The organism is Duganella sp. AC917 (genome assembly GCF_979258245.1).
The window spans coordinates 1066410-1086309 of record NZ_OZ409848.1; the positions used below are offsets into that span (position 1 = coordinate 1066410).

A 19900-nucleotide genomic window follows, 5' to 3' on the forward strand; every position below is an offset into this window, starting at 1 on the left:
GGAATCGTATGCAAAAGAGCAGGCTGACGGTGTGGTCCAGGCGGATCTTGTTGGTGGCGGTGGCGTTGCTGGTATTGGCGCTGCTGGGGGCATGGTTGTATTTGCGCGGCAGCCTTGCGCAACTGGATGGCACGCGGCAGGCGCCGGGCCTGGAGACCACCGCCAGCATCGCGCGCGACGAGCGTGGCGTACCGGTGATCAGCGGCGGCAGCCGGCTCGATGTCGCCTACGCCACCGGTTTCGCTCACGCGCAGGAGCGCTACTTCCAGATGGATTTGCTGCGCCGGGCGGCGGCCGGCGAATTGTCCGAAATGTTTGGCGCGCGCGCGCTGCCGCTGGACAAGGCGCGCCGTTTCCACCGCTTCCGCAGCCGCGCCGATCTGGCGTTCAAATCCCTACCCGCGCCGGACCGCGCGCTGCTGGAGCGCTACGCCGCCGGTGTCAACGCCGGCCTGGGGGCGTTGCGCGCCAAGCCGTTCGAGTATGCGCTGGTGGGCATGCCGCCACGGGCCTGGTCGGCCAGCGATTCGCTGCTGGTGATCTGGGCGATGTATTTTGATTTGCAGGGGAATATGCTGCCGCGCGAGCTGTCGCGTGGCTGGTTCGCCGAGCATGCGTCCGAGCAGCAGCGCGCCTTCCTGGCGCCGGAATCGACGCAGTGGGACGCGCCGCTCGACGCCAACAACGTCGCCGGCGAAGCACCAGCGATTCCTGCGGCGGCGCCGGCGTGGTGGGGCAAACCCGGCACGGCCGGGACGGCGCCGCTGTCGAAAATGGCGTTCGCGCCTTTGCCCGCCGAAATGCTCAACACCGTCGGCAGCAACAACTGGGCGGTGGCGGGCAGTCGCAGCGTCAGCGGCGGCGCCATCGTCTCCGACGATATGCACCTCGGCATCCAGCTGCCCAATACCTGGTACCGCGCCGCCTTGCAGTTCCCCGACGGGAAAGGCGGCCAGCGGCGGGTGGTCGGCGTCACCTTGCCCGGCACGCCGGTGGTGGTGGTCGGTAGTAACGGCCATGTCGCCTGGGGCTTCACCAACAGCTACGGCGATTATCTGGACCTGATCGCGCTCGAAGCGGATCCGGCCAGGCCGGGGCAGGTGCGCACGCAGGCCGGCTGGGAGACCCCGTCGGAGCACCAGGAGACGATATTGGTCAAGGGCGCGCCGGCCGAGACGCTGGTGGTGCGCGAAACGTCGCTCGGCCCGATCCGCGAGGCGATGGGCCGCAGCTACGCGGTGCATTGGACCGCGCACACGCTGGCCGCCGTCAACGTGAATGTGCGGAATCTCGAAACGGCCGATACGCTGGACCAGGCATTGGCGATCGCCCCGACCCTGGGCATCCCGGCGCAGAATTTCGTCGGCGGCGACGACAAGGGCAATATCGGCTGGACCATCGCCGGACCGCTGCCGCGCCGCGCGCCGGCCGGGGTGGAGATCACCTATCCATTGAGCGCCGACGACAAGGCCGGCGTGTGGGATGGCTGGCTGACGCCGGCCGAATATCCTAAGGTGGTCAATCCGGCCAGCGGCCACCTTGCTACCGCCAACAGCCGCCAGTTGGCCGGCGAAGGCGCCGCATTGATCGGCGACGGCGGCTACGATCTGGGCGCGCGCACGCACCAGGTGCGCGAGGATCTGACGGCGCTGGGACCCAGGACCGACGTCGGGAAGGTGTACGCCATCGCGCTGGATGACCGCGCGGTGTTCCTGACGCCGTGGCGCAAGCGCGCCATCATGGCGCTGGACGGCAAGGCGGTGGCCGATCATCCGCGCCGCGCCGAAGCGCTGGAACTGTTGAAAAGCAGCTGGACCGGCCGGGCCAGTGTCGACTCGGTGGGCTACCGCATCACCCGCGCCTATATGTATGCGCTGTACGACATCCTGTTCGAAAACGCCGACCAGCAGATGGCTGCAATCGACTCGAGGGCGAGCATGGCGGCCATCAGCGCGCGCTGGCCGGTGGTGGTGGCGCGCCTGCTGGACGCGCAGCCGCCCGGATGGCTGCCGCCGCAGTTCGCCGACTGGCAGGCCTTGCAACTGGCCGCGCTGGACCGGGTGATCGCCGACCTGACCAAGGACGGCAAGCCCTTGTCGGCGGCCACCTGGGGCCAGCGCAACACCGCCGCCAGCGCCCATCCGATGGCGTCGGCGTTGCCGGTGGTGGGCCGCTTCCTGAAAGTGGCGCCGGACATGCTGTCTGGCGACCAGCACATGCCGCGCGTGGCCGGACCGACGTTCGGGCAATCCGAGCGCATGACGGTGACACCGGGTCGCGAGCAGGAAGGTATATTTAATATGCCGGCCGGCCAAAGCGGCCATCCGTTGTCGCCGAATTTCCTTGGCGGGCGCGAGGATTGGGTCGACGGCCGCGCGTCGCCGCTGTTGCCCGGGCCGGTAAAGCATACGCTGACCTTCGTGAAGTAAAGGCAGAACTAACCCGGCGCCCCGATGCTCTAACCTGCAGGACGCGGCGCGCGGTGCGTTGCGTCCCTGCGGCCTACCACGGCAGCAAATGATTCGTAGGGCGGATTAGGCGGGACGCCGTAATCCGCCAATCCTGGAGCCGCCGATCGCGCATGCAATGGCGGATTACGCTCCGCTAATCCGCCCAACGTCGTTGCGTGGTTTGTTGTCACGCCGTGGCCGCCGCCTGGTACTCGTTTTGAGCGTTCGCGGGGCGGCGACCCAGCCCAAACAAGGGCCGCAGTACCGCGACTCGCCGCACCACCTCGAACACACCGAAGCTGATACAGAACGTCAGCACGACCAATATCAAGCCCTCGGTCACCGGCGCCAGCTTGACCGGCTTGAAGCTATGCGCCATCGTAACGATCAACGTCTGGTGCAAGATATAGACCGGAAACACTGCCTCGGTCAGATACCGTCGCTTGGCGCTGTCGAAGGCCAGATGACGATGGCCGAACCCGCAAACGGTCAGGATCGGCACCCACTGACACAGGCAGTACACCACCCGCATCACCGGCTTCCACTGTGCAATCTCTGGCGACGCCGCCTGCGCCTCGGGAATCGAGTAGTAGCAGACGATCGCCGCCCAACTCGCCAGCCATAAGCCCAGACTGACCCAGCGCAGTTTTTCCACGTTCTGCCAGAATCGGCCTTGGGTCGCCAGCATCGCGCCCAGCATGAACAGGAAGAAATACATCGCATGGTTGTACCAGTCGTCGAACAGCCCATGCGTGGCCGGGAAGCGATCGGCCAAGGCAAAACGGGCAATCGCCAGCCCGATCACGGGCAAAACGATGATCTTCCAGCCGGTCAACAGACGACCCAGTGCGTTCGACCACGTTTGCAGACGCGGGCCAGCCAGCCAGGCGATGCCGCCGATTAGCATCGTATAGAACCACAGGTAGGCGACAAACCACAGGTGGTTCCAGGTGGGCATGTCCAGGCAGTCGTCACCACGACAAAATCCCTTGTAGCTGGTGATGTACAAATGCATGAATTCGCCGTAACCGCCCTTGTAGGCGACCTTCTCGACGACTTCGAAGTACGCTTGCGGCGGCACGATCACCAGCATGCCGAACACCAGCGGCACCAGCAGACGCCAACTGCGTTGCTTGAGCAGCGCGCCGACGCGGATCTTTTTCAACATGAAGGCGCTGGCCACGCCGGAGATCATGAATAGCAATCCCAGCCGCCATGGCGAGGACAGGATCATCAGCGGTTCGATGGCGTGGCTGGCGTCCGGGCTTTTGACATGCCAGTCCCAGGTGACGTAATACATGCCGGTGTGATACAGGATCAGCAGGAAAAACGCGAAAATGCGTATCCAGTCCAGGAAATACAGGCGGCTGTTGTCGGGATTGTGCATGGCTGGCTCTCGTTGTGGGTGCGATGGAGCCAGTTTAGGTAGGGCGCCCCATGTGCGTCCAGCGCGATGGGGCGAAGCGGGCTGCGGCCGGGGCGAACCGGTGCTAGAGACCGGCGTAGGCCTTCTTCAACCCGGCGATATCGAGTTTTTTCATCTGCAGCAGCGCTGTCATGACGCGGTTGCATTTTTCCGGGTCGGAGTCGGTGATCATCGACGGCAGGATGGTTGGCACGACCTGCCACGACAGTCCGAATTTGTCGGCCAGCCAGCCGCAGGCCTGGGCTTCGGGCGCGCCGCCTTCGGAGAGCCGGTCCCAGAAGTAATCGATTTCGTCCTGGCTTTCGCAATTGATCTGGAACGATACCGCAGGGGAGAGTTGGAACTGCGGGCCGCCATTCATCAGGGTGAAGCGCTGGCCATCGAGTTCCACGACAACGGTCATGACCGCGCCCGCTTCGTGTCCGTGATGCTCCTTGCCGGTCTCGGGGTAACGCGCGATTTCGCACAGCTTGGCGTTGCGGAAGATGCCGACGTAGTATTCGGCCGCTTCCTCGGCCCGGTCGTCGAACCAGAGGCATGGGGTGATCTTTTGAAGACTGTGCATGGCTTCGCTCCTGATCGGTGATGGTGGCAGTGATCGTGATCGTTAAAGGCTAGCAGGATGGGAACTGTTCAGGCGCACGGCTGCGGTGAGGTAAGCCTGGTCATCGGACCATGGGCGCCTCTTGGTTCATTGGACGCCATCTTGTAAGCGCGCCATCACTTCTGCGCGGTATTGGCGCGAGCAGGGTACGCGCGCGCCACTGCGCAACAGTAGTTCGCAGTCGCCTTTGTCGAGCGGCTGGATGCTGCGTATCCAGTCCAGTTGGACCGCCGCGCGGCGGTGACAGCGCAGGAAACGCGTCCCCAGCTTTTCCACCAGACCGGCAAGCGTTTGCCGCATCAGCGGATCGCCGTCGGACGTGTGCAGCACCACGTAATTATCGGCTGTCTCTATCCACTGTATCTGTTCGACCTTGACGATGCGCGTGCCGCCCCGTTCCGGCACCAGCAACTGGGTGATGGCGGGCAGCGGTGGCTCCGGTGCGCAGGCCGCCGCCACCGTCGATGCCGTCGGGGCCATACGCTCGCGCACCCGCTGCAAGGCCCGTTGCAGCCGCTGTTGGTCGTAGGGCTTGAGCAGGTAGTCGATGGCGTTGGCGTCGAAAGCGCGGATCGCATACTCGTCATACGCGGTGACGAAGACCACCAGCGGCGCCGGCGAGGGCAGCGAAGCGGCGACATCGAGTCCGCTGATCTCCGGCATCTGGATATCGAGCAGCAGCAGGTCCGGCGCAAAGGAGGATATCCGTTCCAACGCGTCGACGCCGTCGCGCGCCTCGTCGATGGCGCTGATGCCGGGCTCCAGCTCCAGCATCCGACGTAGCTTGTCGCGCGCGGGGCGCTCGTCGTCGACGATCAGGATACGCATGGCACTCTCATTTCCGCCCGCACGCCGGCCGGCGCAAGTTGTATCAGCGTGAACGAAGCGCGCTCGCCGTACAATCCTGCCAGACGTTCGCGCAGGTTGCGTACGCCGATGCCGGATGCGGGTTCGGGCTTCACGTCCGCGTCGGGCAGAACACCGGCGTCATCTTCCAGCCGCACCACAATGCCATCCTGTTCGCGGCCGACGGAGATGGTGATGGCTGTGCGCTGGCGGCGCCGTTCGACGGTGTGCTTGAAGATGTTCTCCAACAGCGGTTGCATGCTCATGACCGGGACCGGGCAGGCCAGCAGCGAGTCGTCGATGTGCCAGGCGATGTGCACGCGGTCCGAAAAACGTTCGGCCATCAGCGACGCGTAGCCGCGCAGCAGCCGCAGCTCCAGTTCCAGCGGCACTTCGTGCTGCTCTCCGACATCGAGCGTGGCGCGCAGCACGTCGGCCAGCTGGATCAGCATGGCGTCGGCCCGCGCGACGTCGCTGTGCATCAGCGACGAGATGGTGTTGAGGGCGTTGAACAGGAAATGCGGTTGCAGCTGCTGCGACAGGCGAAGCAGCTGCGCTTCCCGCAGCGAGGCGTTGACCCTTTCCACCCGCAGCTTTTCGTTCAGCATGGCGTGATACGACAGCACGCCGAATGTGATGGTGGCGAAGATGAAGAAAAACACCGTCATCTTCACATCCTCATATAGAAATACCTGAGGCCATGCGTGGTGCGTGTAGGTTTCGCCGGCCAGGCGGTAAGCCAGGTGACGGATGCCGAAAGCCATCGGCACGAACGCTGCCCAGTAGACCGGCAGCCATACGAGCTGGCGGGCGAACCATCGCAGCGGCGACGATATCAGGTGGTCGTGCCGGCGCGTGAAGTAGCGCTGCAGGATCAGCAGCACAGTGCCGGTGAAGGCCGACGAGGTCTCCCACAATATCGGCTTCCACACGCCGTGATCGTTATCGCGCAGGTATTCCTGCACGGCGGTGGTGGTCATCAGGAGCCAGAACAGTACCCAGGCGATCCCGATGATGGTTTGTGTGCGCGTCGGTCGCATGGCGGGTCTTAGCGGTAGCGTGTTTCCATCAAGTCGATCTCCCGTACCAGCTTGCGCGAGATCGCATCGGAGATGCGGTCGGTGCGCGCCAGGTCGAACACGGTGCGCCGTTCGGCTGCCAGCGCCGCCAGCCGCAGTTCGTTCTCGGCGTGGTCGGTCTTGCGCCATTCCGAGTCGTCATCGCGGTCGACCTCACTGAGTCGGTGTTCGTAGAACGCGATCACGCGCGCGGCGGCCTGCGGGTACACCTCCGGGTCGACGCAGCTCTCCGCGTGCATCAGCGACACCTGCGTTTTCTCGATGGCCTTGATGGCGGCGTTGGCGGCCTCGCGCCGCGCCAGGTCTTCCTCCTGCTGTTCCTCCGGCTCCGCCGGGAAGGTCATGCCGGCCAGGAGCCGGGGCAGCGCGATGCTGGCGGTCAGCAGCGAAATCAGGATCACCGAGCAGGCCAGGAAAATGACCAGCGCGCGCGCCGGGAAGGGGGCGCCGTTCGGCAATGCCAGCGGCAGTGTCAGCACGCCGGCCAGCGTGATGGTGCCGCGCGCGCCTGCCAGGGTGGTCGCCAGCAGCAGGCGCGGATTGATCTTCTGGCGTTCCTGGTTGCGGATTTTCTGCTTGAAGATGTTTAGCCGCAGCGAGGCCCACACCCACGCCATGCGCAGCACCAGCAGGCCGGCGGTGATGGCGAAGGCGTAAATGGCAAGCCACCACGGATTGAGATGGCCGCTTTCTTCGATCGACAGGCTGGCGCCACGGAAGATGTCAGGCAGCTGCTCGCCGAGCAGCACGAACATCACGCCGTTGAGCGCGAACTGCACCGTGTCCCACACGGCCGACCGCTGGATGCGGGTATTGGCCAGCGCGTGGCCGCTCAATTCCACATAGCTCATCGTCACGCCGGCGGCGACGGCGGCCAGGATGCCCGAGCCGTGCAAGCGCTCGGCCACCAGATAGGCGCCGAACGGCAGCAGCAGGTTGACCAGGATCGGAGAGCCGGTCGGCTCGCCGAAGCGGCGCGACAGCCAGCGCTGCGCCCACGTCACGGCCAGGGTGACACCGACACCGGCGCCGATTCCGGCCACCACCAGCCATATAAAGGTGATGGCGGCGGTGCCGATCGAGAAGCTGCCGGTCATCGCGGCGGCGACGGCAAAGCGGAAGCACACCAGGCCACTGGCGTCGTTGAGCAGCGATTCGCCCTCCAGGATGTGCATCAGGCGTTTGGGAATGGGCGTGTTGGAGGCGATCGAGCTGACCGCGATCGGATCGGTCGGTGAGATGATGGCCGCCAGCGCGAAGGCGACCGGCAGCGGCATCGCCGGTATCAACCAGTGGATCAGAAAGCCGGCGCCGACGACGGTGAAGACCACCAGGCCGAGCGCCAGCTCCAGAATGGTGCCCTTGTCGCGCAGCAGGCCGCTCTTGGGAATGCGCCAGCCGTCGAGGAACAGCAGCGGCGGCAGAAAGGCCAGGAAGAACAGCTCCGGCTCCAGGTCCACGCCGTGCGAGGACTTGGCCGCGATCAGCGCGCCCAGCGCGATTTGCACCAGCGGCAGCGGTATCGCCGGCGGCAGCAGCCGCTTGATATAGGCGCTAGCCACCACCGCCAACAACATCGCCAATACAACTTCGATTGAATCCATTCCCGTCCTTTTCCATTGCAGATCGCTATCAAGCTTACACCATCGCCCGTCCTGTAAAAAGTTGGTGGCGAGCACTGGTCAAGCGGACATCTTTCTGTCATAATCTGGCCTCTCCGCGGGAGTAGCTCAGTTGGTAGAGCGCAACCTTGCCAAGGTTGAGGTCGAGAGTTCGAGACTCTTCTCCCGCTCCAGAATTCTTCAAGCTGAAACACACTGCCATGTTCGGCTACCAAAAAGAAACCCTTGAGGTTTCTTTTTTTTATGCCAATGTTTTACCTCCCGGCGACCACCAACCGTTGTAAATCGTGCTTTAAATCAATATCTTGTGGTCCAAAATGTGACGCAGGCGTGTTGCTCCCGCTATACTTGGACAGCAATGGAAGCAAGCCCGCCGTGGGCCATTTCCTCTCAGCGGACCCCAGTGGAGACCAAGTTATGAAATCAGTTCAGCAGGAAGTGGATGAGCGTAGTAATTTAACAAATTCGAACAAGTTCGAACTGCTGCTGTTCCGTTTGGGCGGTGACGCCAACGGCCAACACTCCGAGTTGTTTGGTATTAATGTCTTCAAAATCCGCGAGATCGTCGCGATGCCGGAAGTAACCGCAGTGGCCGGATCCCCGCCACACATGCTGGGCGTCGTCAATCTGCGCGGTCAAATCATTACGGTGCTCGATTTGCCGGGCATCGTGGGCGTGACCCCAAAAACCGGTCTGAATATTATGTTGGTCACCGAATTCGCGCGCACCACGCAGGCGTTCGCGGTCGAATCGGTGGATGAAATCGTGCGTCTGGACTGGAGCCAGGTGTTGACCGCCGAAGGTACGGCCGGCGGCAAGGTCACCAGTATCGCGCGTGTCGACGGCGACGTGCAGAACACCCGCTTGGCGCAGGTGCTCGACGTCGAAACCATTTTGCGTGAGCTGGTCCCGCCGGAAGGCAAGGACGTCGATCCGGAAACCATCGGCCCGAAAGTGCTGCTGAAACCGGGCGCCGTGATCCTGGCCGCCGACGACTCCGTGGTCGCGCGCAACCTGATCGAAAAAGGGCTGGATGCGATGGGCGTCCACTTCATCATGACCAAGTCGGGCAAGGAGGCGTGGGAGCGTCTCCAGCATATCGCCGACGGCGCCAAGGCCGAAGGCGTGGCCATCACCGACCGCGTGGCGATGGTGCTGACCGATCTGGAAATGCCGGAGATGGACGGCTTTACGCTCACGCGCCTGATCAAACAGGACGCGCGCTTCTCCAAGATTCCGGTGGTGATCCACTCGTCGTTGTCGGGCAAGACCAACGAGGATCACGTCAAGGGCGTGGGCGCCGATGCGTATGTCGCCAAGTTCTCGGCCGAGGATCTGGCGGGCACCATCCGCACGGTGATCGCCAAGGCCGCCGGCGCCGCAGCCTAAGCGTCCGCTAACAAATCAGGGTAGTATCGAAGGGCCGTGACGGTGACGTCGCGGCCCTTTGTTTTTACGAGCCTCTTTATAACCCGTTCTCGAAAGGACATACCGTGGCAGCTAAGAAAATCCTGTTTCTGACTGGCGACTTTGCGGAAGACTACGAGACCATGGTGCCGTTCCAGGCGCTGCAGATGGTTGGGCACACCGTGCACGCGGTCTGCCCCGGCAAGCAGTCCGGCGACACCATCAAGACCGCGATTCACGACTTCGAAGGCGACCAGACCTACACCGAAAAGCCGGGCCACCTGTTCGCGCTCAATGCCAGCTTCGACGACGTCGACGTGGCCAACTACGACGCGTTGATGATCGCCGGCGGCCGCGCGCCCGAATACCTGCGCCTCAATCCGCGCGTGATCGCCATCGTGCGGGAGTTCGCGGCCGCAGCCAAGCCGATAGCCGCGGTGTGCCACGGCGCGCAGTTGCTGGCCGCGGCGGAGGTCATTCGCGGCAAAAAAATCTCGTGCTATCCGGCCTGCTCGCCGGAAGTCAAACTAGCCGGCGGCGAGTACGCCGACATCCCGGTCGACCAGGCGGTCACCGACGGCAATTTCGTCACCGCGCCCGCGTGGCCGGCGCACCCGGCGTGGCTCGGCCAGTTCCTGCGGGTGCTCGGGACGGAAATCAAACTGTAGCGAGATTGCGGGCGTGGAAGCGGATGTGGTCTTCCATGAACGTCGAAATGAAGTAGTAGCCATGGTCGTAACCCGCGTGCCGCCGCAGTTCCAGCGGCTGCGCGGCGCTGCGGCAGGCTTCTTCGAACGCCTCCGGATACAGCTGCTCGGCCAGGAATTTATCGCCCAGCCCCTGGTCGATCAAAATGCCGGCCGGGAAGGGCGTCTTGAGATCGGCCATCAACAAACTGGCGTCGTACTGCGCCCATGCGGCGGTATCGTCGCCGAGGTAGCCGCTGAAGGCCTTGTGGCCCCACGGGCACTTCGACGGCGCCGCGATCGGTGCGAACGCCGACACGGAGCGGAATACGTCCGGGCGTTTCAGGGCCATCGTCAGCGCGCCGTGGCCGCCCATCGAATGGCCGAAGATACCCAGGCGCGCGCCGTCGACCGGCAGCTCCTGCACCACCAATTCGCGCAGCTCGTGGATGTAGCTGTACATCCGGTAGTGCCGCGACCACGGCTCCTGTGTGGCGTCCAGATAGAAGCCGGCGCCGACGCCGAAATCCCAACTGTCGGTTTCTCCCGCGACGCCGGCGCCGCGCGGACTGGTGTCCGGCGCTATTAGAATGATTCCCGCCTGCGCGGCCGCACGCTGGGCGCCGGCCTTGATCATAAAGGTCTCTTCGTTGCAGGTCAGCCCCGCGAGATAGAACAGCGCAGGCATGCGAGCCTGGTCACCTTCGGCTCCTGCTGGAATGTAGACCGAAAAGCGCATCGGCAGGCCGATCTCGCGCGAGTCGTGGCGGTAGAAACGCTGGGTGCCGCCGAAGCAGGCGTGCTCACTGATGAGTTCTAGCATGTGGTTTTCCTTTGTTCCCTAGCGAACAGTCGCGGTGCGGATTATCGGCCATAATAATCGAAGTATGGTTTACAGAGGAGAAGTACATGCCGGATATTCAGGTCATCATGGCCGAACTGGGCTGGCCACTGGCGATCGCGCTGGCTTGGCTATCGGGAGAATTCCTGCATCGCTGGACACGCCTGCCGCGCATCAGCGTCTACGGCATCGTCGGTTTTTTGCTGGCGCAGATCTTCCCGGCCGCGTTGAGCAGCGGCGCATCGAGCACCGTCACCACCCTGGCCAACCTGGCCTTCGGACTTATATTGTTTGAATTCGGCTACCGCATCAATCTGCGCTGGCTCAGGATCAATCCGTGGATCGCCGTCAGCGGCCTGGCCGAATCGGCAGCCACGTTCGGCGTCGTTTATCTGATCGCCCATCTCACCGGCATGCCGTCGCTGACGTCCTTGCTACTTGCGTCGCTGGCCATGTCGACATCGCCGGCCGGCGTGCTGCGCGTGATCAATGAGCAAAACAGTTCGGGCCAGGTCACCGAGCGCGTGCTGCATCTGGTGGCGATCAACTGCGTGCTGGCGGTGTTCGTGTTCAAGGTGGTGGTGGGCTTCTGGGTGTTCCAGACCTCCGGCAGCTTGCCGCAGGCGATCTCGCACAGCCTGATCGAACTGGTGGTGTCGGCCGTCATGGGCGCGGTGATGGGCTTTATGGTGCCCGCCTTGCTGCGCCGTCTTGGCGCGCTGGCGCAGGACGGCACCGTCGCCTTCGCGCTTGGCGTGGTGCTGCTGGTGGCCGCCGCTGGCGCGTTCGAAGTATCGCCGGTGCTTGCCACCTTGACCTTCGGCCTGGCCGCTCGCCACAGCCGCGTCGCGTTCAGCCGCACCGAGCGCAATTTCGGCGGCATAGGAGAGCTGCTGACGGTGCTGCTGTTCGTGTTTGCCGTCTCCACCCTGGAGTGGGAACGCGTGGTCGATGGCGCGGGCCTCGGCATCTTGCTGCTGCTGGCGCGCTTTCTGGTCAAGACGCTCAGCGTGGCGGCTTTCGCCAAGGTTGGCGGCATCTCGTGGCGCAAGGGCGTGCTGACCGGCGTGGCGCTGGCGCCGATGTCGGTGTTCGTCACGCTGCTGCTCGAACAAACCAAATACATGGGGATCGTGCTGGTCGACGAACTGGCGGCGCTGGCGGCGATGACGCTGCTGCTGGAAGTGGTCGGACCGATCGTCACGCAACGTGCGCTGATCTGGGCCAACGAAACCCAGATCAAGGAGGAAAAGTAAATGCCATTAGAACCATTCAACACATCCGAACCGCTGACGATGGGCGTGGAGCTCGAGCTTCAGCTGATCAGCCTTTCGGACTACGACCTGACGGCGTCCAGCCCGGACCTGCTGCACCTGTTGGGACGCAAGCCGTTCCCCGGCAACGTCACGCCGGAAATCACCGAGAGCATGATCGAGATTAACAGCGACGTGCACACCAATCACACCGAACTGGTGGCGCAGCTGCAGCTGATCCGCGACACCTTGGTCACGGCCGGCGAACAGCTCAACATCGGCATCTGCGGCGGCGGTACGCACCCGTTCCAGAAATGGTCGGACCGGAAGATCTTCGCCAAGCCGCGCTTCAAGGAGGTGTCGGAGCTGTATGGCTATCTGGCCAAGCAGTTTACGATCTTCGGCCAGCACGTGCACATCGGCTGCGCCAACGGAGACGACGCGCTGTTTCTGCTGCATTCGCTCAGCCGCTACGTGCCGCACTTCATCGCGCTGTCGTCATCGTCGCCGTACGTGCAGGGGAACGACACGCTGTTCAACTCCGCTCGTTTGAATTCGGTGTTCGCGTTTCCGATGAGCGGACGCGCGCCGTTCGTGCAAAGCTGGGCGAGTTTCGAGAACGAGTACTTCGCCAAGATGGAGCACACGGGCGTCATCAAGAGCATGAAGGACTTTTATTGGGATATCCGCCCCAAGCCGGAATTCGGCACCATCGAGCTGCGCGTGTGCGACACGCCGCTGACGGTGGAGCGGGCGGCGGCGCTGGCGGTGTATCTGCAGTCGCTGTGCAGCTATTTGCTGGAGCGCCGGGAAGAGGCGCCGGCCGAGGATGACTATCTGGTGTACAACTACAACCGCTTCCAGGCGTGCCGTTTCGGGCTCGATGGCACGCTGGTGCATCCGAAGAGTTATGAGAGCTTGTCGCTGCGCGAGGACATCCTGACCACGCTGCGCAAGATGGAGCCGTACGGCGCCAAGCTTGGCGCCACCGCTGGCCTGCAGCATCTGATGCAGGTCACGCACGAGGGCAGCGACGCGCATTATCTGCGCCAGCAGTTCGATCGTAGTGGCAGCGCCGAAGGCATGGTCGACGCGGCGATCCATCGATTCCGGGGACGATAACGCGAGTTGAAGGTTGCGGCGGCGACGGCGCAACCAGGGCGATTGCGCCGCGCCGATATTAGAACCGCGTCTCGCGCGCCACGCGCAGGAAATTATCCAAAATCCCCGTGCAGTCGAGCAGTTCCACGCCGCCCGCGCTGTGGAACTCGGGGTGCCACTGCAAGCCCATCACAAACGGCGCCTTGCGATAACGGATCGCCTCCACCATATTATCCGGCACCGACAACGCCTCCACGCTCATGTCGCGGCCCAAGGTCTTGACCGCTTGATGGTGGATCGAATTGACCAGCCCCGTCGAATGCCCCTTGAACAGCTTGCTCAACGACGAACCCGCCGGGAAGCTGATCTCGTGGCGGTTGCGGTCGTAGTCGTCGTTGACGTGCGCCAGCGAATCGGGCACGTCCGAGGCAATGTCCTGGTACAAGGTGCCGCCAAAGGCCACATTGATCAGCTGACAGCCCCGGCAAATACCCAGCACCGGCTTGCCGGCCTCGACGAACTCGTGCAATAACTCCAGCTCGTACATGTCGCGCGCGCGGTCGCCGCCCCATTCGGGCCGGGTCGGCGTTTCCGAATAGCTCTGCGGCGAAACGTCGGCGCCGCCCTGCAGCACCAAACCGTCGAGGTGGCGCGCATAGTCGCGCAGGCGGATATTGGAAGGGTGCAGCAGCCCGTCGGTATTGACGGTCGGAATCATGAACACCAGCACGTCGCGCGACATCACCCACTGCGCGATGGATTCCTCCAGGTACTGCAGATTCTTGCTGCGCAGACCTTTGGCGCCAGCTTCCGGATGGAAAATCCGTGCCGACACGCCGATGTGCAGCGGCCGTTGAATGATGTGTCGCGTGACCGAGGCGGCAACCCGGCGGTAGCGCGCCATGATGACCCGGCCCCAGAGGCTGAAGACGTTGTCGCCCGGATCGAGATAGCGCGGCGTGCCCACTTCGGGACGCGTCGCGCGCCGGTCGTGGTCGCTGGCGCGGCGGTGGGGCGTTTCCTGCACGTGCACGTCTTCTGGCGGTACGTCTATGATGTCCTTATCGTCCGGCCCGGTGCTCATGCTGTCCCTCATTTACTATTGACATGATGCCAGTGTGCCATACCCCAGCGCCGGCGGTCGCCCGCTTCACAAATCCTTACAACTGTCGGACTTCACGAAGTCGAGCAAGGCGTCTGCGAACCCGGCCACCAACGGATCGGCCTCGCGCAAACAGACCAGCCCGACGGACGACAGTAGCTTGCCGTTTGCCAGCGGGACAAAGCGCACGCCGTCGGGCGCCATCAAGCGCATGCATTCCGGCACGATGGCAATCCCCAGGCCGGCGGCGATCAAGCTCAGCTGTGACGATTTGCGCGACAGCGCCCGCGCTGGTGTCGGAAAGAAACCCTGTTCCAGGCACAGGTTGGCGACCAGGTAGCTCAGGCCGCCCCGGTCCTTGTGCGGGATCGAGATGAACGCCTCCTTGCTCAGGTTGGCCAGTTCGACATTGTCGAGCGCGGCCAGCGGCGAGTTGTGCGGGACGGCCACCATCAGCCGCTCGCTCGACACCTCGCGCACGTGGATGTGCGGATATTTGCGCAAGGTCGGCAGGCGGATCAGTCCGATGTCGGCGCGGCCTTCCTCGATATCGAGGGTCTGGTTTTCCGATGGCGCCATCGACACCTCCAGCGTCACGCCGGGGAACCGGTCCAGCAGCCGGCCGATGGCGCCGGTCAGCGCGGGTGTCAGGATCACCGAGCTCGAATGCTGCAACCGGACCACGCCGCGCGCGCCAAGCCCGACCTGGCGCGCCTGCACCACCGTGTCGTCGATATCGTCGAGGATGCGCTTGGCGCGTTCGAAGAACAGCTGGCCGGCCGGCGTCAGCTCGATATGGCGCGAGTCGCGCGTCAGCAGTTCCGTGCGCAGCTCGTCTTCCAGTTCCTTGATCTGCCGGCTCAGCGCCGACTGCGCCACGTACAGCTTTTCGGCGGCACGCGAATAGCTTCCCGCCTCGACGATTTCAACGAAGTATTTGAACTGTTTGAGCGATATCACCGTGTATGCCGTTTCGAGATAGTTGGCCGCCGCATTTGATATTGGCCCGAATGGGGCGGCGCCGTTAAAGTGAAGTCTCTCATCTTCATTTACGGAACCGCCATGTTGGAGCTCATCGGAATCATCGGCATGGTCTTAAGTATTGCAGTAAAACTGATATGCGTCCAGATCGGGTGCGGTACCGGCAAAGACGAACACGAGGATTGAAGTGGCAGCCCATATAATTGGGCATGAATAAAAATACTCTTGTTGTCGCCGTGCGCGTGCTGGCGTCTGTGGCGCTGTCGCTGCTTGCCGTGTGGGGCGCCCTGGCGCTGTGGTTTCAACTGCCGGCGCTGCGGTTGCCGGCGGCGGTGCTATGGAGTGTCGGCGCGGTCGCCACGCTGGTGCTGTGGTGGCGGCGGGGCGACGCGCGTGTCGCCTTGCCCTGGCTGGCGGCGATGATCGCGCTGATGGCCTGGTGGAGCACCTTGCAGCCGACGCATGACAGGGTATGGGCCGACGACGTGTCGCGCATGATGACCGGCACGGTGCAAGGCAGCGTCGTCACGCTGGACCAAGTGCGAAACTTCGACTGGCGTAGCGATACCGACTACACGCAGCGCTGGGAGGCGCGCAGCTATGATCTGGATCAACTGCGCACCGTCGATGTGGCGATGTCCTACTGGATGGGTCCCGCGATCGCCCACACGCTGGTGTCGTTCGGCTTTGCCGATGGACGCTACCTGACGTTCTCCATCGAGATCCGCAAACAGCGCGGCGAGAGCTTCGACGCCCTCGCCGGGTTTTTCAAGGGGTTCGAGACGGTGCTGATCGCTGCCGACGAACGCGATATCCTGCGTGTACGCACCAACGTCCGCGACGAGGATATGTATTTGTACCGTTTGAAGATGCCCCCCGAGGCGATGCGTTCCTTGTTCCTGGCCTACCTGGACGAGGGCGCAAAGCTCAAACGCGAGCCGCGTTTCTACAACACGCTGACCGCCAACTGCACCACCATCATTTTCGAAATGGCGCGACGTATCGATCCGGGCTTGCCGCTGGATTGGCGTTTGCTGGCGTCGGGATATCTGGACCGGTATTTGTTCGATATCGGCGCGCTGGCCGGCGGGCAGGATTTCGACACGCTGCGTCGCAATGCCCACATCACCGAACGTGCACGCGCCGCCGACAAGGCGGAGGATTTCTCGGCCCGTATCCGGACTATTCCCCGATGAGGCGCCGCGCGGCCGGTTAGCGCGCGAAATACAGCTGGTTCACCTGATCGAGGTTGACTTCTTTGGCACGCCGCGACAGAACCACCTTCCCGGTCTGCATCAGATAAACATGATCGGCGATGCCAATCGCCCGTTCCGTATTCTGTTCGACCAGGATGATGGTGCGGCCGCCAGCCTTCAGCCGCGCCAGCGTCTCGAACACTTCATTGACGATCACCGGCGCCAATCCCAGCGACGGCTCGTCGACAATCAACAATCGCGGCTCGGACATCAACGCCCGCGCCATCGCCAGCATCTGCGCTTCGCCACCCGACAGCGAGCCGGCCAACTGCGTCCGTCGCTCCCTTAGCCGAGGAAACATCAGGTAAGCATTCTCCAGCCGTGCTTTGACATGCGCCCGATGCGACGGGTGATAAGCGCCCATGATCAAATTCTCCTCCACGCTCATGTCGCGGAAGGTCAAGCGGTCCTCGGTGATCAGGGCCACGCCATGGTCGGCCATATGCCAGGTCGGCGTGCCGTTCAACCGCCGGCCGTCGAGGCGAATTTCGCCGCCGGTCACCGGCAGCAGCCCCATGATCGTGCGCAGCAGCGTGGTCTTGCCGGCGCCGTTCGGACCGATGATGGCCGTCAGCTCGCCCGCCTGCGCATGCATCGACACATCCCATAACACGTTGATGGCGCCGTAACCGGAACGCACCCGGTCCAGTTCAAGCATTGCTTGCCCCAACTGCTGCCGCACCGGTGTAACTGCGCATCACTTCCGGATCGCGGAAGACGGCGTCCGGCGTGCCATCGGCGATCAACTGGCCGAAGTTCAGCACCACCACCCGCGAGCACAGCGCGCTGATGGTTTCGATATCGTGTTCGATCATGACGATGCCGACGCCGAAGCGCGTATGCATCTCCCTCAACATCTCCATGAAACGGCGTTTGCCGGTGGTTTCCAGCCCGGCCAGCACCTCGTCGAGCAGCAGCAGCTTGGGCGATGTCGCCAGCGCCTTTGCCACCTCCAGCGCTTTCAACTCGGTCAACGACAGCTCCGTGGAGGCGTCGCGCGCGGCCTTGTCGGCCAGACTGGTGAACTCCAGGATCTCGTCGATCCGCTGGGTGTCGATCTTCTCGGCGCCGAAGCGCTGGGCCACGATCAGGTTCTCGCGCACCGTCAACTCATGCATCGGCTGCGGCACCTGGAAGGTGCGGCCGATGCCCAGCCGCGCGCGCCGGTACATGGGCGTACGCAGAACATCATGCCGGTCGAAGCGGATGCTGCCGCCGGTCGTGCGCACCAGTCCCGAGATGGCGTTGAACAGCGTGGTCTTGCCGGCGCCGTTGGGGCCGACCAGTCCGACCACGTCGCCGGCGCCGATGTTGAGGGTGACGTTGTTGACCGCCGTCAGGCCGCCGAAGCGCACCGAGAGGTTGTTCAGTTCAAGCATGGTCGTTCCTTCCTGGCCTGGATGCGGGCTTGCGCGGCGACGGCAGCAGCGGCAGCAAACCGGTGGGACTGAAGAGTATCATCGCGACGAGCAGGCCGCCGAGCACCAGTTGATGTCCGGTCGGGATCAGCGCCTTGAATACCAGTTGGTCGAGCAGGTACACGACCAGCGCGCCGACCACCGGTCCGGCGATGGTGCGATAACCGCCGAAGATGGCGGCGACGATGGGCAGCGTCACCCATACGCCGTTGAAGGCGTAATCCGGTTCGAGGAAATTCAGATAGTGGGCGTTGAACGCGCCCGCCACGCCGGCCATGAAGGCCGACACCATCAGCATCAGCCCTTTGAGCAGCGTGCTGTTGACGCCGACCACGCGGGTGGCATCCTCGCTGTCGTGCATCGCGCGCAGCGCCAGGCCGTAGTGGCTGGCGCGAATGGCACGGTAGGCCAGCGCGAACAGCAGGACGATGGTGAGGATGACCAGATAGGCGCCGGTCTTGCCGCCGATGTCGATGCCGAACAGGTTCGTTGGAATCGCCGGCAGCAGCGGGATATTGCCGATGCCGCCGGAGCCGCCCGTGACCGAAGTCCATTCGGTGGCGACGATGCGGAAGATGTGGGCGTACGCGAGGATCGCCAGCGCGAAGTAGGGGCCGCGCAGGCGCAGCACCGGCAGCATCGCCAGCGACGCGAGCACCGCGCCGACGCCACCGAGCACCATCCCGGCCGGCACCGGCAGCCCCGCCTTGAGCGTGACGATGGCCGACACATAGGCGCCGACGCCGAAGAATGCGCTATGCCCGAAGCTGACCATGCCGCCCAGATTGCCCAGCAAGGCCCACGACAGCGCCACGCAGCCGATCACCAGCGCCGCCACGATCAGGCTCATAATGTATTGATTGGCGCCGAGCAGCAGCGGCACGGCGCCATATCCGGCGGCGAGTATCGCGATAACGGTAACCGGTGCGAGGCCCGGCGGCCGGCCGCTCATCCGCGCCTCCGGCTGGCGCCCAGCAAGCCATTGGGCATCACGAACAGCACCAGCAGGAACAGCATCATGCCGGCCAGCTCCTGCAGGGAGGAACTGGCCAGCGTGACGGTCAGCGCCTCGGCCACGCCAAGCAGCACGGCGCCCAGCAGCACGCCGGGTATCGACCCCACGCCCGCCAGCACGGCGATAATGAAGGCCTTGACGGTCAGCGCGCCGCCGTATGCCGGCTGGATCACGCCGTAGCTGTACAGCGCCACGCCGGCGAAGCCCGCCAGCATGCCGGCAACGATAAAGGACACCAGCTCCGTACGCGCCGGCGGAATGCCCATCAACTTGGCCGCTTCGCGGTTGCTGGAGACGGCGCGCAGCGCGCGGCCATACCAGCTGCGCGACAGCCACCACCACAGGCCGGCCATCAGCAACAGGCTGACGATGAAGAACACCGCCTCGCCGCGCATGCTGTACAGCGGGCCGACGACGAACGCCTCCTGAAGCCAGCTGGAACTGGTCGAGCGCACGTCGGCCTTCCAGATCAGCAGGATCAGATTGGTCATGATCACGCCGATGCCGAAAGTGAGTATCAGCGAATTGATTTCGCGATCCTTGCGGATGCGGCTGACGATGCCGTACACGCCGGCCGAGGCCAGGCTGACGACGACCACCGCGATCGGAATCGCCCACGCGGGATTCAGGCCCAGCCCCGATTCGACCGTGTAGGCGATGTAGGCCGCCAGCAGCACCAGCTCTCCGTGGGCGAGATTAATCACCCGCATGGTGCCGAATACCAGCGCCAGTCCCAGCGCGATCAGCGCGTAGGAGCCGCCCTGGAGCAGGCCCGAATAGAGCGCCTGCAGTATCAGGTCGGTCATGTGCCGC

18 protein-coding genes and 1 tRNA gene are annotated in these 19900 nt (G+C 63.8%); 7 read left to right on the top strand and 12 right to left on the bottom strand.

Going from position 1 to position 19900, the window contains the following annotated elements; all coding sequences use genetic code 11:
- The first annotated feature begins 8 nt into the window (after positions 1-8).
- On the top strand, positions 9-2429 hold the full coding sequence (locus ACZ0BA_RS04735) for a penicillin acylase family protein (protein ID WP_463450180.1): 2421 nt from the start codon (positions 9-11) through the stop codon (positions 2427-2429).
- Positions 2430-2637: 208 nt separating this feature from the next.
- On the opposite strand, the gene ACZ0BA_RS04740 is transcribed toward ACZ0BA_RS04735, so the two are convergent.
- From ACZ0BA_RS04740 to ACZ0BA_RS04760, 5 genes are all read right to left on the bottom strand, one after another.
- Positions 2638-3837 (bottom strand): acyltransferase family protein, encoded by a 1200-nt coding sequence (locus ACZ0BA_RS04740; protein ID WP_463450181.1) that lies wholly within the window; start codon positions 3835-3837, stop codon positions 2638-2640.
- A 103-nt stretch (positions 3838-3940) separates the two neighbouring features.
- Positions 3941-4441 (bottom strand): VOC family protein, encoded by a 501-nt coding sequence (locus tag ACZ0BA_RS04745; protein ID WP_463450182.1) that lies wholly within the window; start codon positions 4439-4441, stop codon positions 3941-3943.
- 126 nt (positions 4442-4567) lie between these two features.
- Positions 4568-5308 carry a LytR/AlgR family response regulator transcription factor gene (locus ACZ0BA_RS04750; RefSeq protein ID WP_463450183.1) on the bottom strand — a complete coding sequence of 247 codons (741 nt, stop codon included), beginning with the start codon at positions 5306-5308 and terminating at the stop codon, positions 4568-4570.
- Positions 5296-6366 carry a sensor histidine kinase gene (locus ACZ0BA_RS04755; protein WP_463450184.1) on the bottom strand — a complete coding sequence of 357 codons (1071 nt, stop codon included), beginning with the start codon at positions 6364-6366 and terminating at the stop codon, positions 5296-5298. The genes ACZ0BA_RS04750 and ACZ0BA_RS04755 overlap by 13 nt, the downstream gene beginning before the upstream one ends.
- A gap of 8 nt (positions 6367-6374) precedes the next feature.
- Positions 6375-8009: a Na+/H+ antiporter gene (locus ACZ0BA_RS04760; protein WP_463450185.1), complete on the bottom strand. Its 1635-nt coding sequence runs from the start codon at positions 8007-8009 to the stop codon at positions 6375-6377.
- Positions 8010-8124: 115 nt separating this feature from the next.
- Here ACZ0BA_RS04760 and ACZ0BA_RS04765 point away from each other — a divergent pair.
- The 3 genes from ACZ0BA_RS04765 to ACZ0BA_RS04775 all read left to right on the top strand — a co-directional run bounded on the left by ACZ0BA_RS04765 (position 8125) and on the right by ACZ0BA_RS04775 (position 10102).
- Positions 8125-8200, top strand: a tRNA-Gly gene (locus ACZ0BA_RS04765).
- A 244-nt stretch (positions 8201-8444) separates the two neighbouring features.
- The gene (locus ACZ0BA_RS04770) at positions 8445-9416 is read left to right on the top strand and encodes a chemotaxis protein (RefSeq protein ID WP_090314093.1); all 972 of its coding nucleotides are present in this window, start codon (positions 8445-8447) and stop codon (positions 9414-9416) included.
- A 104-nt stretch (positions 9417-9520) separates the two neighbouring features.
- Complete coding sequence (locus ACZ0BA_RS04775; RefSeq protein WP_463450186.1) at positions 9521-10102, top strand: DJ-1/PfpI family protein; 582 nt, start codon at positions 9521-9523, stop codon at positions 10100-10102.
- Here the strand turns inward: ACZ0BA_RS04775 and fghA are convergent.
- Positions 10092-10943, bottom strand: coding sequence for an S-formylglutathione hydrolase (gene fghA / locus ACZ0BA_RS04780; protein WP_463450187.1), 852 nt, complete (start codon positions 10941-10943; stop codon positions 10092-10094). The two genes, ACZ0BA_RS04775 and fghA, sit on opposite strands and share 11 nt — an antisense overlap.
- Before the next feature lie 86 nt (positions 10944-11029).
- Here fghA and ACZ0BA_RS04785 point away from each other — a divergent pair, with 86 nt between their 5' ends.
- Both ACZ0BA_RS04785 and ACZ0BA_RS04790 read left to right on the top strand, forming a co-directional pair.
- A complete protein-coding gene (locus tag ACZ0BA_RS04785; protein ID WP_463450188.1) occupies positions 11030-12217 on the top strand; it encodes a cation:proton antiporter in 1188 nt (395 codons plus the stop codon).
- Positions 12218-13336 (top strand): YbdK family carboxylate-amine ligase, encoded by a 1119-nt coding sequence (locus ACZ0BA_RS04790; protein ID WP_463450189.1) that lies wholly within the window; start codon positions 12218-12220, stop codon positions 13334-13336. It begins immediately after the preceding gene.
- A gap of 58 nt (positions 13337-13394) precedes the next feature.
- On the opposite strand, the gene ACZ0BA_RS04795 is transcribed toward ACZ0BA_RS04790, so the two are convergent.
- Both ACZ0BA_RS04795 and ACZ0BA_RS04800 read right to left on the bottom strand, forming a co-directional pair.
- Positions 13395-14399 carry a gamma-glutamyl-gamma-aminobutyrate hydrolase family protein gene (locus ACZ0BA_RS04795; protein ID WP_463450190.1) on the bottom strand — a complete coding sequence of 335 codons (1005 nt, stop codon included), beginning with the start codon at positions 14397-14399 and terminating at the stop codon, positions 13395-13397.
- A gap of 66 nt (positions 14400-14465) precedes the next feature.
- A complete protein-coding gene (locus ACZ0BA_RS04800) occupies positions 14466-15377 on the bottom strand; it encodes a LysR family transcriptional regulator (RefSeq protein ID WP_463450191.1) in 912 nt (303 codons plus the stop codon).
- Between the two features lie 230 nt (positions 15378-15607).
- Between ACZ0BA_RS04800 and ACZ0BA_RS04805 the strand changes: the two genes are divergently transcribed.
- Positions 15608-16594, top strand: coding sequence for an Lnb N-terminal periplasmic domain-containing protein (locus tag ACZ0BA_RS04805; RefSeq protein WP_463450192.1), 987 nt, complete (start codon positions 15608-15610; stop codon positions 16592-16594).
- Between the two features lie 16 nt (positions 16595-16610).
- Here the strand turns inward: ACZ0BA_RS04805 and ACZ0BA_RS04810 are convergent, their stop codons facing one another.
- The 4 genes from ACZ0BA_RS04810 to ACZ0BA_RS04825 are packed head-to-tail and all read right to left on the bottom strand — an operon-like array spanning position 16611 to position 19893.
- Complete coding sequence (locus ACZ0BA_RS04810; protein ID WP_463450193.1) at positions 16611-17312, bottom strand: ABC transporter ATP-binding protein; 702 nt, start codon at positions 17310-17312, stop codon at positions 16611-16613.
- On the bottom strand, positions 17305-18033 hold the full coding sequence (locus tag ACZ0BA_RS04815; RefSeq protein ID WP_463450194.1) for an ABC transporter ATP-binding protein: 729 nt from the start codon (positions 18031-18033) through the stop codon (positions 17305-17307). Before ACZ0BA_RS04815 ends, ACZ0BA_RS04810 begins: the two co-directional genes overlap by 8 nt.
- Positions 18026-19024 (bottom strand): branched-chain amino acid ABC transporter permease, encoded by a 999-nt coding sequence (locus tag ACZ0BA_RS04820; protein ID WP_463450195.1) that lies wholly within the window; start codon positions 19022-19024, stop codon positions 18026-18028. Before ACZ0BA_RS04820 ends, ACZ0BA_RS04815 begins: the two co-directional genes overlap by 8 nt.
- Complete coding sequence (locus ACZ0BA_RS04825; RefSeq protein ID WP_463450196.1) at positions 19021-19893, bottom strand: branched-chain amino acid ABC transporter permease; 873 nt, start codon at positions 19891-19893, stop codon at positions 19021-19023. Before ACZ0BA_RS04825 ends, ACZ0BA_RS04820 begins: the two co-directional genes overlap by 4 nt.
- Positions 19894-19900: the final 7 nt, after the last annotated feature.